15 protein-coding genes are annotated in these 14,171 nt (G+C 59.8%); 9 read left to right on the top strand and 6 right to left on the bottom strand.

Annotated elements, in window-relative coordinates; translation table 11 throughout:
* The first annotated feature begins 70 nt into the window (after nt 1-70).
* From JL2886_RS07190 to JL2886_RS07170, 5 genes are all read left to right on the top strand, one after another.
* A complete protein-coding gene (locus tag JL2886_RS07190; protein WP_065271387.1) occupies nt 71-1,018 on the top strand; it encodes a LysR family transcriptional regulator in 948 nt (315 codons plus the stop codon).
* A gap of 271 nt (nt 1,019-1,289) precedes the next feature.
* Nucleotides 1,290-1,937, top strand: a complete 648-nt coding sequence (locus tag JL2886_RS07185) for a DsbA family oxidoreductase (protein ID WP_065271386.1) — start codon at nt 1,290-1,292, stop codon at nt 1,935-1,937.
* An 88-nt stretch (nt 1,938-2,025) separates the two neighbouring features.
* Nucleotides 2,026-2,919, top strand: a complete 894-nt coding sequence (locus tag JL2886_RS07180; RefSeq protein ID WP_065271385.1) for a LysR family transcriptional regulator — start codon at nt 2,026-2,028, stop codon at nt 2,917-2,919.
* 489 nt (nt 2,920-3,408) lie between these two features.
* Nucleotides 3,409-5,145, top strand: coding sequence for an ATP-binding protein (locus JL2886_RS07175; protein WP_065273583.1), 1,737 nt, complete (start codon nt 3,409-3,411; stop codon nt 5,143-5,145).
* Between the two features lie 428 nt (nt 5,146-5,573).
* Complete coding sequence (locus JL2886_RS07170; protein ID WP_065271384.1) at nt 5,574-6,179, top strand: acyl-homoserine-lactone synthase; 606 nt, start codon at nt 5,574-5,576, stop codon at nt 6,177-6,179.
* A gap of 143 nt (nt 6,180-6,322) precedes the next feature.
* Here the strand turns inward: JL2886_RS07170 and JL2886_RS07165 are convergent, their stop codons facing one another.
* The 4 genes from JL2886_RS07165 to JL2886_RS07155 all read right to left on the bottom strand — a co-directional run bounded on the left by JL2886_RS07165 (nt 6,323) and on the right by JL2886_RS07155 (nt 9,401).
* The gene (locus JL2886_RS07165; RefSeq protein WP_065271383.1) at nt 6,323-7,963 is read right to left on the bottom strand and encodes a BCCT family transporter; all 1,641 of its coding nucleotides are present in this window, start codon (nt 7,961-7,963) and stop codon (nt 6,323-6,325) included.
* A 52-nt stretch (nt 7,964-8,015) separates the two neighbouring features.
* Nucleotides 8,016-8,432: a universal stress protein gene (locus JL2886_RS07160; RefSeq protein WP_065271382.1), complete on the bottom strand. Its 417-nt coding sequence runs from the start codon at nt 8,430-8,432 to the stop codon at nt 8,016-8,018.
* 16 nt (nt 8,433-8,448) lie between these two features.
* On the bottom strand, nt 8,449-8,703 hold the full coding sequence (locus JL2886_RS19420) for a hypothetical protein (RefSeq protein ID WP_133245361.1): 255 nt from the start codon (nt 8,701-8,703) through the stop codon (nt 8,449-8,451).
* Between the two features lie 209 nt (nt 8,704-8,912).
* Entirely contained in the window at nt 8,913-9,401 is a 489-nt protein-coding gene (locus tag JL2886_RS07155; protein ID WP_065271381.1) for a peroxiredoxin, read from the bottom strand.
* A 98-nt stretch (nt 9,402-9,499) separates the two neighbouring features.
* Between JL2886_RS07155 and JL2886_RS07150 the strand changes: the two genes are divergently transcribed.
* From JL2886_RS07150 to JL2886_RS07140, 3 genes are all read left to right on the top strand, one after another.
* Nucleotides 9,500-10,711 (top strand): NAD(P)/FAD-dependent oxidoreductase, encoded by a 1,212-nt coding sequence (locus JL2886_RS07150; RefSeq protein ID WP_065271380.1) that lies wholly within the window; start codon nt 9,500-9,502, stop codon nt 10,709-10,711.
* Nucleotides 10,708-11,268 (top strand): 16S rRNA (guanine(966)-N(2))-methyltransferase RsmD, encoded by a 561-nt coding sequence (rsmD, locus tag JL2886_RS07145; protein ID WP_065271379.1) that lies wholly within the window; start codon nt 10,708-10,710, stop codon nt 11,266-11,268. The genes JL2886_RS07150 and rsmD overlap by 4 nt, the downstream gene beginning before the upstream one ends.
* 101 nt (nt 11,269-11,369) lie before the next feature.
* Nucleotides 11,370-12,035: an HAD family hydrolase gene (locus JL2886_RS07140; protein ID WP_065271378.1), complete on the top strand. Its 666-nt coding sequence runs from the start codon at nt 11,370-11,372 to the stop codon at nt 12,033-12,035.
* On the opposite strand, the gene map is transcribed toward JL2886_RS07140, so the two are convergent.
* The gene (gene map / locus JL2886_RS07135) at nt 12,036-12,845 is read right to left on the bottom strand and encodes a type I methionyl aminopeptidase (protein ID WP_065271377.1); all 810 of its coding nucleotides are present in this window, start codon (nt 12,843-12,845) and stop codon (nt 12,036-12,038) included.
* 213 nt (nt 12,846-13,058) lie between these two features.
* Here map and JL2886_RS07130 point away from each other — a divergent pair, with 213 nt between their 5' ends.
* On the top strand, nt 13,059-13,430 hold the full coding sequence (locus tag JL2886_RS07130) for a VOC family protein (RefSeq protein ID WP_065271376.1): 372 nt from the start codon (nt 13,059-13,061) through the stop codon (nt 13,428-13,430).
* Nucleotides 13,431-13,450: 20 nt separating this feature from the next.
* Here the strand turns inward: JL2886_RS07130 and sfsA are convergent, their stop codons facing one another.
* Nucleotides 13,451-14,155 (bottom strand): DNA/RNA nuclease SfsA, encoded by a 705-nt coding sequence (gene sfsA / locus JL2886_RS07125; protein ID WP_065271375.1) that lies wholly within the window; start codon nt 14,153-14,155, stop codon nt 13,451-13,453.
* Nucleotides 14,156-14,171 lie beyond the last annotated feature (16 nt).

Raw genomic sequence — 14,171 nt, 5'->3', positions numbered from 1 at the left:
CTTGCCCTGCATACATCAAATATCTATTAGTGCTTATAGGTATAACGTTTCTGTATATGGGGCGCGGATCGTGGATCTGAGACAGCTGCGATACTTTCTGGCTATCGTCGAAGAGGGTTCTTTTACTCGGGCAGCGCAGCGGGTGAATGTGGCGCAACCTGCCTTGTCCCTGCATGTGCGCAATATGGAAGAAGCCCTTGGAACGCCGTTGTTGCTGCGCGCGCCACAGGGGGTTACCGCAACAGAGGCCGGAGAACTACTTGCCCGTCGCGCCCGAACGCTTCTGATGGATCTGGAGCGCACCGAAGAAGATCTGCGCAGTCTGGGCCGGGAGCCGACAGGAACGGTACGTCTGGGGCTGCCGGGGACCATCAGCGGTATTCTGTCGGTGCCGCTGATCGCGCGGTGCCGCGCGCGCTATCCGAAGATTAAGATCGTCATCGCCGAAGCGATGAGCGGCTTTGTCCGCGAATGGCTGCTGGATGGCGGTGTCGATCTGGCGGTTCTATATGCTGAATTGCGGGAAGCCGGGGTGCGGTCAGAACCGCTGCTGGATGAAGAGCTGGTGATGCTGGCCCCGCCTGAGCACGCCGGGGCAAGGCCGACCCCGCTTGACCACCTTGCGGATATTCCGCTGATCCTGCCTAGCGGCGCGCATGGGCTGCGCGCCATGCTGGAGGAAAAGCTGCGCGCGAAAGGCATCTTGGTCGCGCCCGATATCGAAGTCGACAGTTACAGCAATATCAAACGGTTGGTTGAGCAGGGCTATGGGTGTTCGGTGTTGCCGTTCCACGCGGTGGCGCAGGAGGCTGCCGCCGGGCGCTTGTCGGTAAGCCCGTTCGACGCGCCGGGTCTTTGGCGCCGGACTTACCTAGCCCACACTACCGCGCGGCCGCTGACCCGCGCGGCATCGGCTGTCAGTGAAATCCTGACAACCGTTTCCGCAGAATTGATTGCTGATGGAACCTGGGCCGGGGCGCAACCAATTGCGACAAAGGCTGCGGATACCAATTCCTGAACGGCAAGACCTTTTGGCAACTGGGGTGCGCTTCCTGCCTGATGGGGAGACCTGTGGGCATTCTTGAAGCTGATGAGAGATTGTCTTTCGAATTTCCCGGTTAATCTTCCGGCGGGATCTGCGGATTGTCTTGCCTTCCCTTTGAAACCGTCAGCGAGGCCCGCGATGTTCGCTTCTCCCCTGCCATTTTACTCCCCCAATCGAACCGCAACCGCGCGCTGTCGCAGATTCGTCCGGGCGCCGCTGATTGGCACATCGGGGGGATGTTCAAATGAGTAGACCGATCAAGATCGAATTCTTCCACGACACGGTGTGCGCTTGGTGTTTCAATCTTTCATCCCGCCTGCGCACGGTAGCACAGGAAATCAACCTCGACATTCGTCACCGGACCTTCGTGCTGCAGGCCAGCCGCCAGGAAATGGCACAGCGTTGGGGCAGCCCTGAGGCGGCGCGGAGTACCATTCTGGATCATTGGCGCCATTGCCGTGCGGCCAGCGATCAGCCGGAACACATCAATATCAACGCGATGCGGGCGGCCCGTTTCGATTATCCCCATGGCATGAACGCGGCGCTCGCGTGCAAGGCGGCGGAAACTTTTGGTGGTCAGGCGCTGCACTGGGAGATGTTCGACCGGATCCAGCTGGCTCATCTGAGCGAAGCCCGCAATATCGCCGACCCGAAGGTGCTGGTGGATCTGGCGCAGGAACTGGGTCTGACCCCGGATCAGTTCAAGTGCCGCATGGAGGATCCGGCGGTGGCCCGGCAGGTCGACGCTGATCGGCATTTTGCCCGGGTGAACGGCGTGCAGGCCGTGCCGACCCTGATCATCGCTGCAACGGGCACGCGGTTGCTGACTGGTTCTGTCGATGAGTTGCGGTCGCATCTGCGCGTTGTCGCGCGGCAAGTGGAACATCTCTGAGCAGGCTACGCCCGGAGCGGCACGCGGGCAAAGCGCTTTGCAGAGCAAGCGCATCGTGTTTTATTTCTGGGAAGCAACGGAGAGAGCCATGGACAAGTTTGGTGTCATGCGGGCCTTCTGCCGCATTGTCGACCGTGGCAGCATGGCGCGCGCGGCTGAGGATCTGGGCGTGTCGTCCAGCTTGCTCAGCCGCGATCTGAAGCTGCTGGAAGAAAGCCTCGGCTGCAGGCTGATCACGCGCACCACCCGCAGCATGTCCCTGACCGAACACGGTCGGCTATATTACGAGCAGGCCGACCGCATCCTGCAGGCCGTTGATCTGGCCGAGCAGCAGGTGCGGTCTGGGGCGCAGGTGATGCGGGGCGAGTTGCGGATCAATGCGCCGCATTCCTTTGGCACGACGGTTCTGGCGGATTTGTTGCCCCGGTTCGCCAGTCGCTATCCTGACGTGCAGCTGTCGCTTGTGTTTGACGACAACGTGCTGGATCTGGTTCAGGGCGGCTTTGATGTGGCGATCCGCATCCGTGCAAGTCTGCCGGATTCGGGGTTGATCGCGCGCAAAATTATGCCCGTGCACCAGGGTGTTTTCGCCAGCCCCGAATATCTTGCAGATTGCGGCCAGCCTGAGGCTCCGGAGGATCTGAAAAGACACAGAACACTGTCCTATAGCCTTGCTGAAACTCCGCTGACTTGGGAATTTAATGGGCCGCAAAGGCGGGTTACGGTGCCGATTTCGCCCCAGCTGCGGCTTGGCAGCAGCATTGTCCTGCGTGACATGATCAAGGCCGATATGGGGATTGGCAGCTTGCCGAATTTCCTGTCAGCCCCGCTTGAGGCGACGGGCCGGATTGTCCGGGTTCTGCCAGACTGGCACCTGCCAGAACGCACGGTCTACACGCTCGCCGCGTCACGCCTAAGCGCGGATGCTAAGGTGATGGCTTTCAACGATTTTCTGGCTGCGGAATTGGCGGGTCGGCCCTGACAGCCAGCAAGGATGCAGTTGCGGCTTTCCTGGTCGGCGACCGGTCCAAACACCCGGGTTTCCGAATTGACCGTCACACTTCTCATCGTACCTAACGACAGGAGCGCCGCGTGACAGATAGCGGGGCAAAAGAGGGACTTATGGCCCATAGAGTGACCTCTCGGCACACGTTTCGAGTCCAATGCTCAACACCCAGCACCCTACATCCGAAGCGAGAGGTTCCGGTCACAATTTTCCCGGAAAAGGATGCGAGGGAGGCTTTGGAACATCGCTTGGCGTCGGGGTGCGCAGCCTGAGATTGCATTGATTGGCTGCAAATAGGCGATAATTCGCCGTATGCGCGAGTTATTTTGAACATTGGTCATCATTTGGCCGTAATCTCAACGTAGAGTTTTTCAGTTGCCCGTGGTCCGATGGGCGATTGAAGACCTTCGGCGTCCGTTAGCCATCACAAGGAACGAGGGAACGGGCAATGGAAGGAGGATGCGTATGTTTGCTTTGCCGCCAGACGTCAAAAGCGCCATAGCTACCCAGAACGATCTCGTCCGCGCGGATCTGCCATCCCGTTTCGCGTCGATTACGCTTGTCTCGCTCCTGTCCCTTTTCTTCGTGCCAATCCCAGTGGTGGCTACCATATATCTGGTCTATGGGCTGATCGAGATCATCGGTGTCTACGTCTACAAGAGGCTGAGTAAAGAGGTCACAATCGGTTCGGTCCTTCTGTTTGCCGGATCTGCCTTTGCTGGCGTCTGGGTCTTCAATGCGATCCCGCTGCTTCTGTTTCTTCAGTCAGAACCCTTTCCCAAGCTGATGGGCTCAATGCTGTTGATCATCGCGCTCAATCACAGTGTGGTGGCGCGCTCTGCCTGGATGTTCTTTGGCATTCTGACGGCGGTGCCAATCCTCTGCGTGTTTGGCTATATGATTGGTAGCTTCCTCTATAATTTCGCAAGCCCGGTGGAGATTGTGATCGCAACCATCGTGGTGGTTCTGGGGTCGGCCTATATGCTGCATGCCATGTGGGTGCAGCACCGGCTGACCGGCCGCCTGCGCGAGGCCTTGCGCGAAGCAGAGGCCGGAAGCCGTGCCAAGAGCCGGTTCCTTGCGGCGATGAGCCATGAGATCCGCACCCCTCTCAATGCCATTTGCGCCATGTCCGAACTGATCGAGGATGAACGCACCGACCGGCAGACGCTGCGTGAACGCACCCATCTGCTGCGTAAGTCTGCCCAGGCGCTGACCGGTATTCTGGACGATGTTCTGGATCACGCGAAAATCGAATCCGGACAGTTTGAGCTGAACCTGACAAATGCGGAGCCAAGGTCCGAAATCTCCAGCGCGGTTGAAATGTTCCGGGCGCCCGCCGATGAAAAGGGGCTGCAACTGATCGTCGATATCGAAGACAACGTGCCTGCCTATGCGGAATTCGACGCGCTGCGTGTCCGCCAGATTATCGGAAACTTGGTGTCCAATGCGGTCAAATACACCGAGACGGGTCAGGTGCTGGTCGGGGCGCGCGGCGAACAGGTCGATGGTCAGACGGTTCTCACCGTTGAGGTGTCGGATACCGGACGCGGCATGACGCCGGATCAGACCGCACAGCTGTTCACGGAGTTCTACCGGGCAGAGGACAAGAACGCCCTCAGCGTGCCGGGCACGGGTCTTGGTCTATCGATTGCACGGCGTTTTGCGCATATGATGGAGGGTGAAATCACAGTCAGGAGCAGCCCTGGCCGCGGAAGCTGTTTCACCTTTACATGCCCGGTCAGGGTTCTTGAGAATTCGGAGATCGAGGCCCTTTCGCCGCAAACTCCGGCTGAAGACCGAAGCGATCTTGGTGTTCGCTCGATCTTGCTGGTGGATGATACCGCGTCGAACCGGGTGGTGGTGCGTGCCTTCTTGAAAAACAGCGATGTTGAGATTGTCGAGGCAGGGAATGGTGTCGAAGCTCTGGCCTGTCTTGAGAAACAATCGGTGGATCTTGTGCTGCTCGACATGAAGATGCCGGTGATGGACGGGCGCGAAACCCTGGCGGAGCTGGCACGCCGTGGGGGTAGGATCGGCAATACGCCGGTGATCATGCTGACGGCCAACGCTGCGCCAGAGGACCAGGAATTGTTCCTCAAGCTAGGGGCGGCTGGGTATCTGGCAAAACCGGTCAAGAAGTCCGTGCTGCTATCTGAAATCCGAAGGGTTGCAACCGAACGGTTCATCCGCGCCGCCTGATGGCGCCCCGCTGGCCATGGCGCGCCGGGCGTTGGTCAGAGGCTCCGATCCTGAACAATGTAATGGGGAATGATCTGGTTCCGGTACTGAGCGTGCCTGCTGCCTGATCGTTCCGCCACGGTATACAGGCCTGCTGGTAAAGTCTGCCCGCGTCCGACGGCGCTTTCATATTCTCTGAAACAGATCTGTCCGGTCGGACCTGTGCCGGTTTGTTACCTCGGCTTCGGCGGAACTGCGCCCATCCTTGAGCGGCCTTTAGAGAAAAGGCGCGTATAACGCGCACTTGCCTAAAAGTTGTGCGTGATGAGAGGGGTAACCCTCATCACGGTTAATTTAAAATTTACGATTTCTTGTGAAAGTTGATTCAAATTTGCTGAAAGTTTTCAGCGTCACATTGAGACTATGGAAAAAGGCGGCGGGACAGCCCGATGCAGTCGACAGAAATATCGTTCGACAACTTAGGAGAGACCGGTGCTTTGTTCACCGAGCTCCTGCGCGCGCGTTATCATCATTTTATCGAGGCGCGCGGCTGGGACCTGCCCAACGTGCGCGGGCTTGAGTTTGATCAGTATGATACCCCGGAGAGCATCTATTGTGCGATTCATGATGGCATGACGATCCATGGCGGTTTCCGGGTGACGCCCACCACCGCAAAATGCGGCAGCGCTAGCTATATGTTGCGCGATGCGCAACTGGGCCTGTTGCCGGATCTTCCTGCGGACATTCTGGATGCGCCCGCGCCACAGGACCCGAAGATCTGGGAGGTCAGTAGGGTCTTCGTCGATGATACGCTCAGCAGCCGCGAACGCATGCGTGTGCGCGGACAGTTGGGGGTGAGCTTTGCCCGGCTGGCCAAGGACTGGAACATTGATGCATTCCTTTGCCTGACCTCTGTTTCGGCTGCTTTGCTGACGCGTCAGGCGGGGATCAACATTACTCCGGCCGGATTGCGCTTCGAAATCGAAGGGGAAACCTGTCAGGCTTACCATCTCAAGGTCGATGCCAAGAGGCTGCGTCGCAGCCGAGCGGCGTGATTCACAGCGGCAGGACTATGCGTCAGGGGCAGGACACTCTGCGCTGACTGTCTGATGACAGGCCCGCAGGGCAAACGAGACGGCAACGCAAAAGGGAGCCCTGATACGGGCTCCCTTTCCTTTCTTTCACATGTGGGCGTTGTCTACGCCCGGGTTTCAGCGATCAGACCGCGCCAGATCGCCCAGCACATCAGAAGCAGCACCACGGTAAATGGCAGGCCTGTCGAGATGACCATCGCCTGCAGCGAAGCCAGTCCGCCGCCGATGAGCAGCGCAATCGCCACGGCGCCCTCGAAGACGCACCAGAACACACGCTGCGGGACCGGCGCATCGACCTTGCCGCCTGCGGTGATGGTATCGATCACCAGCGAACCGGAGTCCGAAGAGGTGACGAAGAACACAACCACCAGGATGATCCCAAGGAAGCTTGTGATCGAGGCCAGCGGCAGTTCGGCCAGCATCTTGAACAGTTTCAGCTCAAGCGGCGCTTCGGTCACGGTGGTGACGCCATCCTGAATGACCTGCTGGATGGCTGTGCCGCCAAAGACGCTCATCCACAGAACGCAGACCATCGAGGGGATCAGCAGCACGCAAATGATGAACTCGCGCACGGTGCGGCCACGGCTGACGCGGGCGATGAACATGCCGACAAAGGGCGACCAGCTGATCCACCAGGCCCAGTAGAAGGCGGTCCAGCCTTGGCTGAAGTTGGTGTCTTCGCGGCCAATGGGGTTGGACAATGCGGGCAGATACTGGATGTAGGCAGCAAGGCTGTCCACGAAGCCGGTCAGGATCGCGATCGTGGGTCCGGCGATCAACACGAACAGCAAAAGCAGGGCCGCAAGCCCCATGTTGATTTCGGACAGCACTTTCACCCCGCCGTCGAGGCCGCGGATCACCGAGATCAGTGCGATTGCCGTAATGCCGGTGATCAAAACAACCTCGGTCGTCGATCCCACGGGGATGCCGAACAGCTCATTCAGACCTGCATTCGCCTGTGTCGCGCCAAAACCAAGCGAGGTTGCAAGGCCAAACAGGGTGGCGAAAACCGCCAGCACGTCGATGGTGTGCCCCGGCCAGCCCCAGACACGTTCGCCCAGGATCGGGTAGAAAGCCGAGCGAATGGTGAGTGGCAACCCCTTGTTGTAGGAAAACAGCGCCAGTGCCAGTGCGACAACCGCGTAGATCGCCCAGGGGTGCAGCCCCCAGTGGAAGATCGTTGCTGCCATGCCCAGGCGGACCGAAGCCGCCTGATCCCCGGCGGCTGCCCCCAGCGGTGCCCAATCGGTCCGCGCGCCATCCTCACCAGTGGCAATGCCACCCATTGAGGTCGAATAATGGCTCATCGGTTCCGAGACGCCATAAAACATCAGGCCAATGCCCATGCCGGCGGCGAACAGCATCGCGAACCAGCCGATATAGCTGTAATCCGGTGTCGCATCCGCACCGCCAAGCCGCACCTTGCCCAAGGGCAGCACGATCAGCAACAGGCAGAACAGGACAAAAATGTTGGCAGCGCCCAGGAAGAACCAGTCAAAGGTGCTGGTCAGATAGGGGCGCAAGCTGCCGAAGATGTCGGCGGATTGCTCTGGCAGGGCCAGCGCGTAGAAAACGAAGGCTACGATGGAAAGCCCGGAAATCAGGAAAACCGGGTTGTGAACATCGAGCCCGAACGGTCCAACTGTCGTTTCGATATTGTCCTGACCAATCGTGTAGTCGGTATCGATGATTTCTGCTGTCCCTTCGGGCTCGGGTATGCCCTGGTTGGTCGTTTCGTCGGCCATTTTGGAGGCCTCCCTTTATCAGATCTTACAAATGCTGTTCGCGGCTCTGTGGTCAGCCGCGCACGACAAACACCGAACATTTCGCATGCTCGGCAATTTTTCCGCCATTCGAGGGCCAGATATAGTCGAGCACATTGGGCAGATGGCTGGCCATCACTACCAGGTCTGCACCCGTGTCCTTGGTGGCTTTCAACAGCGCATCGTCGACATCCGTGGTCGGATCGTGGCTGACCACAGGCACTGCCGATGCGGTGAACCCGTGCTCTGCCGCTTGTGCCTTGGCGAATTCATCGAGCTTGACGGCATATTCGGCCGGATTATGCGCAGTGGCGCTGGGCGTAGAGGCGGTCACCCCAACAAACACGACTTCTGCCCCGTAATGCTTTGCGAGATCTGACGTGCACTTTAGGGCCTTCTCAAGATGCCCTTGATGCGCCAAGTCCACCGGCGCCATGATTTTCTTGAACACTCGGTTGTCCTTTCTCTCAGTTTGAAAATTTCGGCGGCTCATGTGTCGCAGCCGACCCCGGCGGGGTTGAAAAACCGCCCATCACATATCGATCACTGGGGTGAAAGTGATTTTTGATCTGTCTCCTCCTTGATGAGCGTAACATCAAATCTGAGCCGCAGACAAACGAGGCGTTGAACTTTTGGTAGGGAATGCGGACCTGACGCTTTGGAATTTGCGGACGTTTAACAAAAATATATTCTTGAAAAACAATGTTTTGTTCGAAGGTCACGGGCTGCTTCAGGGCAAGCCGGGCCGGTGAAACGATTTCCAGAGGCGCGCCATCAGGCGCCGCGATCTGACAAATGCAGCCCGTTCCAGTGGTCGAAATGAACGGGCTGCATTGGTTTTCTGCGGATGGGTTGGTCCGGAGTTCGGGGTGGCGAAGAGCGCCATCCCCATCCTGATCTGGCGCATCCGTGCCGCGGAGAGGCCGCCGCCTCAGCCCATCGCGTCGAGCAGGCCCTCACCGGCAGAGAGTTCGCACTGGCCGGGGTTTTCCTCGCGGTTGAGGATCGTCACCTTGCCATCCTCGACCAGCATCGCATAGCGCAGCGAGCGACCGATCAGCCCGGCGGGCGGCGCATCAAAGCGCATGCCGATGGCATCGGTAAATTCGCTTTGGGCGTCGGCCAGCATGGTGATACCTGCTTTGTCCGCGCCGGTTGCTTCGCCCCAGGCCTTCATCACGAAGGGATCGTTTGCCGATATGCAGATGATCTCATCCACGCCCTTGGCATCGAACTGATCCTTGGTGCGGATAAAGCTGGGCACATGGGCGGAATGGCAGGTCGGGGTAAAGGCGCCCGGAACGGCAAAGATGGCAACCTTACGGCCCTTGACCCTCTCGGCCATCTGCACCGGCTCGGGCCCTTCGGCCCCCATTTGCACCAGGGTGGCGTCCGGCAGGGTGTCTCCGACTGAAATCATCGCGCGTTCCTCTTCTGTCGTGATTGCGTTATCTATGGTCCCCCATATAGGGTCCGGTCAGACCGTGACCAGAACATGCGCAGGAGGCAAGAGGGGACATGAGCCACATCGTGGTAATCGGAGCAGGGCAGGCGGGATCGTCTCTTGTGGCCAAATTGCGCAAAGATGGATTTGACGGTGACATCACCCTGATCGGAGCCGAAACCGCGCTGCCTTACCAGCGGCCACCCCTGTCCAAGGCCTACCTGCTGGGTGAGATGGAGAAAGAACGCCTGTTCCTGCGCCCCGAGAGTTTTTACGCCGACAATGACATCACCCTGAAACTGGGCGCCACCGTCACAGGGATTGATCCGGCGGCAAAGACGGTCAGCCTTGGGGATGAGGTGATCACCTATGATCAACTGGCTCTGACCACCGGTTCCGATCCGCGTCGCCTTCCGGCTGCCATCGGCGGCGATCTTGATGGGGTATTCGTTGTCCGTGGCTTGTCCGATGTGGACGCCATGGCGCCGCATGTGACGACAGGCAAGCGGGTGCTGATCGTGGGTGGTGGCTATATCGGGCTGGAGGCCGCAGCGGTCTGCGCCAAGCGTGGCTTGTCGGTGACCCTGGTCGAGATGGCAGATCGCATCCTGCAACGGGTGGCAGCGCCCGAGACCTCCGATTATTTCCGCGCCCTGCACAAGGGGCACGGTGTCGACATCCGCGAAGGCACGGGGCTGGAGCGGCTGGAAGGCGAAGATGGGAAGGTTGCCCGGGCGGTGCTGGGCGATGGTAGCACGCTGGACGTGGATTTCGTGGTGGTTGGTGTGGGTATCGCCCCGGCGACCACTCTGGCCGAGCAGGCCGGGCTGACGATTGAAAACGGCATCCGGGTCGATGCGCAGGGGCGGACCTCGGACCCTTCGATCTGGGCGGCGGGCGATTGCGCCTCTTTCCCCTACAAGGGGGAACGTATCCGGCTGGAAAGCGTGCCCAATGCCATCGACCAGTCCGAAATCGTGGCGCAGAACATGCTGGGTGCAGGCAAGGATTACGCGGCACAGCCCTGGTTCTGGTCCGACCAATATGATGTGAAATTGCAGATCGCGGGCCTCAACAGCGGCTATGACAACGTGGTCACCCGTCAGGGCGAGGGGCAAAGCGTGTCCTTCTGGTATTACAAAGGTGATCAACTGGTGGCGGTCGATGCGATGAACGATCCGCGCGCCTATATGGTCGGCAAACGGTTGATCGATGCGGGTAAAACGGCTGACAAATCCGTGGTCGCCGATCCTGAAGCAGACTTGAAACCGCTGCTGCGGGCATGAGGATCATCGCAGGTGAGTTTCGCGGCCGCGCGCTGGCGGCCGTGGGCAAGGGCGATGCGGGTGCGCATCTGCGCCCGACGACCGACCGGGTGCGCGAAAGCCTGTTCAACGTGCTGATGCACACCGGTGCCATCGACGGCGCCCGGGTGCTGGATCTCTTTGCCGGAACTGGCGCGCTGGGGCTTGAGGCGCTGTCGCGCGGCGCTGCTTTGGTCACATTTGTCGATGACGGACGCGTGGCGCAGGGGCTGATCCGCAAGAATGTCGGTATTTGCCGGGCCGAGGATCGCACGGCCCTGATCCGCCGCAGCGCCCTGAAGCTGGGGCAGAACCCCGATGCCCCCTATGACGTGATCTTCCTCGATCCGCCCTATGGCAAGGATCTGGGTCAAAAGGCGCTTGCCGTAGCCGATGCTGGCGGCTGGATCGCGCCTGGCGCCCTGATCGTGTGGGAGGAAAATGCTCCGATGAAGCCGCCCGAGGGATACGAGGCGCAGGACAGCCGCAAATACGGCGATACCCATATCTCCCTGATGTGGCGAAGTGTTTCAGGTTGAAATGGGGTGGGCAGGAAACGGCCTGCGTTAGATTTGCTATGTGACGGTTCAGGCAGTAGCGCTTAGCGGTATTTGTTCAGGTTGCATTAAAGGAGCCTCAGATGCCCAAGACATTTCCCACGCCGCAATTGGTGATCTTTGACTGCGACGGGGTGCTGGTGGACAGCGAAACCGTGTCCAATCAGGCCATGGTGGACAATTTGGCGCGCCACGGCCTGTCGCTGACCCTGCCAGAGGCCATGGGGCATTTTGTCGGCGGCACCATGATGGGGGTGATGGACAACGCGCGAAAGCTTGGCGCGGATCTGCCACAGGACTGGGTCGAGGAAATCTACGCCGAAACCTATGCGCGGCTGCGTGCAGGCGTTGGGCTGGTGCCGGGGATCCTGGATCTATTGGCGCGGCTCGATCAGCATAGCATTCCCACTTGCGTTGCCTCCAACGGCAGCGAAGAGAAGATGCGCATCACGCTCGGACAGAACGGGCTGTGGGAGCGGTTCCATCCGCAAGCGATGTTCTCGGCCCATGCGCTGGGCGTTGCGAAACCTGAACCGGGGTTGTTTCTGGCCGCGGCCAGCCATTTCGGGGTAGAGGCGCGCTCCTGTCTGGTGATCGAGGACAGTGCGACCGGTGCGCAGGCCGCAGCCCGCGCCGGAATGCGCTGCCTTGGGTTTGCGCCGCACGGGCAGGGCGCGGCGCTGGCTGATCAGGGGGCAGAGGTGTTTACCGGCATGCAGGAGGTCCCAGCCCTGATTGGGCTGACCTGATCAGCCGTAGGTCGGGTGGAACTTGCCCGCAGGCGACAGGGTGAAGATATCGAACCCATCTGCGGTAACGCCGATCGAATGCTCAAACTGCGCCGACAGGGATTTGTCGCGGGTGACGGCAGTCCATTCATCGGCGAGGATCTTGGTCTCGGCGCGGCCGAGGTTCACCATGGGTTCGATGGTGAAGAACATGCCTTCCTCAAGAACCGGACCGGTGCCCGGGCGGCCATAGTGCAGCACGTTCGGCGGCGCGTGAAACACCTGTCCCAGACCGTGACCGCAGAAATCGCGCACCACGCTCATGCGCTGGGCTTCGACATAGGCCTGAATGGTGTGACCGATATCGCCAAAGGTGTTTCCGGGTTTCACCGCTTCGATTCCCTTCATCAGGGCGTCATGGGTGACCTGGATCAGCCGCTCGGCCTTGCGGGACAGCTTGCCTGCCACATACATGCGGCTGGTGTCGCCAAACCAGCCATCGACGATCACCGTCACATCGATGTTGAGGATATCGCCGTCCTTGAGCTTCTTGTCGCCGGGAATGCCGTGGCAGACCACGTGGTTCACCGAAATGCAGCTGGCGTGCTGGTAGCCCTTGTAGCCGATGGTGGCGGATTTCGCGCCTGCATCCTCGACCATCTGGGTGATGATGCGGTCAATTTCGCCAGTGGTCTGGCCGGGAAAGACATGGGGGGCAATATCATCCAGAATGCGTGCGGCCAGAGCGCCTGCCGTGTGCATGCCCGCAAAATCGGCGGGTTCGTGAATGCGGATGCCGTCCTTGGTGGTGCGGCCGTCTTTCGATCTCATCGGGCGGAGCTCCCTCGGGTGTTGTTGTCTTGCTATGTAAGCGGTCTTGGCCAAAAGGGCCAGAGGGGGCGGTGCAGTGACTACAAGGCCGCTGCATCCCCTGCATATCAGGCAGGCAGAGGCGGACCTGCTGGTGCCGGTTTCGTGATTTGAATACGCCACAGCTTTCCCAGAGCGTGCGACCGAATCTGAAATCAACGACAGGAAAACATAATGATCGGCTACGTCACGATTGGTGTCTCGGATATAGAGAACGCCAAAAATTTCTACACTGAACTCTTCGCGGCTGAAAGCGCCCAGGTCCTGATGGACGCAGGCCGCATCGCCTTTATCGGCAAGGACCGTACGGCGCCGATGCTGGCCGTCTGCACCCCGCATAACGGCGATGTCTGCACCAGCGGCAACGGCGGTATGCTGGCCTTCCCGGCCGGGGATAAGGACAACGTGCAGGTGATGTATGACAAGGCGATCAGCCTTGGCGCCACCGATGAAGGCGAACCGGGCGAGCGTGTGCCGGACTTCTTCTATGGTGCCTATGTGCGCGATCCGGACGGCAACAAGCTCTGCTTTTACGTCATGGGCTGAGCCCAGCCCTTTGCAATTTCTCAGGAGTGCAGCCTTTTGGCTGCCTCCACCCACACGCCATCGGGCGAAATCCGCGTGGTGCAGACCAGCCGTTCGACCCCGGTTGCCTGCGCGTCATCAAAGGCCGCGGCGTAGGCCGGGTCGATATCCGCCGCCAATTGGAAGTGGTCGCAATCGGTGCGCTGCACGAGGTAGAGCATCACCGCCCGGTGCCCCTCGGCCACCATATTGGCCAGCTCCCCCAGATGTTTGGTGCCACGCGCGGTAACGCTGTCGGGGAACTCCGCCAGACCTGGCTGACGCGACAGCGTCACGCTTTTCACCTCGACATAGCAATCGGGCAGACCTGGCTGGCTCAGTAGGAAATCGATGCGGCTCTTCTCGCCGTATTTCACCTCGGCCCGCACGGTTTCATAGGCGGCAAGCTCGGCAATCTCGCGGGCCTCCAGCGCGGCTTTCAATGCGCGGTTTGGAACCGAGGTATCGACGCCGGTGAAATGGCCGTTTTCGTGATCGACCAGGCGCCAGCCGTATTTCAGTTTCTTCTTCGGATCGTCGTTCGGCTCCAGCCAGATTTTCATCCCAGGTTCAGCCAACCCCATCATCGATCCGGGGTTGGCGCAATGGGCAGTGATCTCGCGTCCATCCTCCAGCCGACAGTCGGCAAGGAAACGTTTGTAGCGGCGGATCAGCCGGGCGGGGATCAGAGGGGTTCCAAAGCGCATGTTCTTGGGCCTATAC

It is taken from the genome of Phaeobacter gallaeciensis, from assembly GCF_001678945.1.
Classification (GTDB): domain Bacteria; phylum Pseudomonadota; class Alphaproteobacteria; order Rhodobacterales; family Rhodobacteraceae; genus Phycobacter; species Phycobacter gallaeciensis_A.
This window is presented reverse-complemented; position numbering and strand designations above follow the sequence as displayed.

What these genes read in the sequence shown, in the direction of transcription:
- JL2886_RS07185 (WP_065271386.1), top strand. Translation starts at nt 1,290, where the DNA reads ATGAGTAGACCGATCAAGATCGAATTCTTCCACGACACGGTGTGCGCT.
- JL2886_RS07180 (WP_065271385.1), top strand. Translation starts at nt 2,026, where the DNA reads ATGGACAAGTTTGGTGTCATGCGGGCCTTCTGCCGCATTGTCGACCGT.
- JL2886_RS07175 (WP_065273583.1), top strand. Translation starts at nt 3,409, where the DNA reads ATGTTTGCTTTGCCGCCAGACGTCAAAAGCGCCATAGCTACCCAGAAC.
- JL2886_RS07170 (WP_065271384.1), top strand. Translation starts at nt 5,574, where the DNA reads ATGCAGTCGACAGAAATATCGTTCGACAACTTAGGAGAGACCGGTGCT.
- JL2886_RS07165 (WP_065271383.1), bottom strand. Translation starts at nt 7,963, where the DNA reads ATGGCCGACGAAACGACCAACCAGGGCATACCCGAGCCCGAAGGGACA.
- JL2886_RS07155 (WP_065271381.1), bottom strand. Translation starts at nt 9,401, where the DNA reads ATGATTTCAGTCGGAGACACCCTGCCGGACGCCACCCTGGTGCAAATG.
- JL2886_RS07150 (WP_065271380.1), top strand. Translation starts at nt 9,500, where the DNA reads ATGAGCCACATCGTGGTAATCGGAGCAGGGCAGGCGGGATCGTCTCTT.
- rsmD (WP_065271379.1), top strand. Translation starts at nt 10,708, where the DNA reads ATGAGGATCATCGCAGGTGAGTTTCGCGGCCGCGCGCTGGCGGCCGTG.
- JL2886_RS07140 (WP_065271378.1), top strand. Translation starts at nt 11,370, where the DNA reads ATGCCCAAGACATTTCCCACGCCGCAATTGGTGATCTTTGACTGCGAC.
- map (WP_065271377.1), bottom strand. Translation starts at nt 12,845, where the DNA reads ATGAGATCGAAAGACGGCCGCACCACCAAGGACGGCATCCGCATTCAC.
- JL2886_RS07130 (WP_065271376.1), top strand. Translation starts at nt 13,059, where the DNA reads ATGATCGGCTACGTCACGATTGGTGTCTCGGATATAGAGAACGCCAAA.
- sfsA (WP_065271375.1), bottom strand. Translation starts at nt 14,155, where the DNA reads ATGCGCTTTGGAACCCCTCTGATCCCCGCCCGGCTGATCCGCCGCTAC.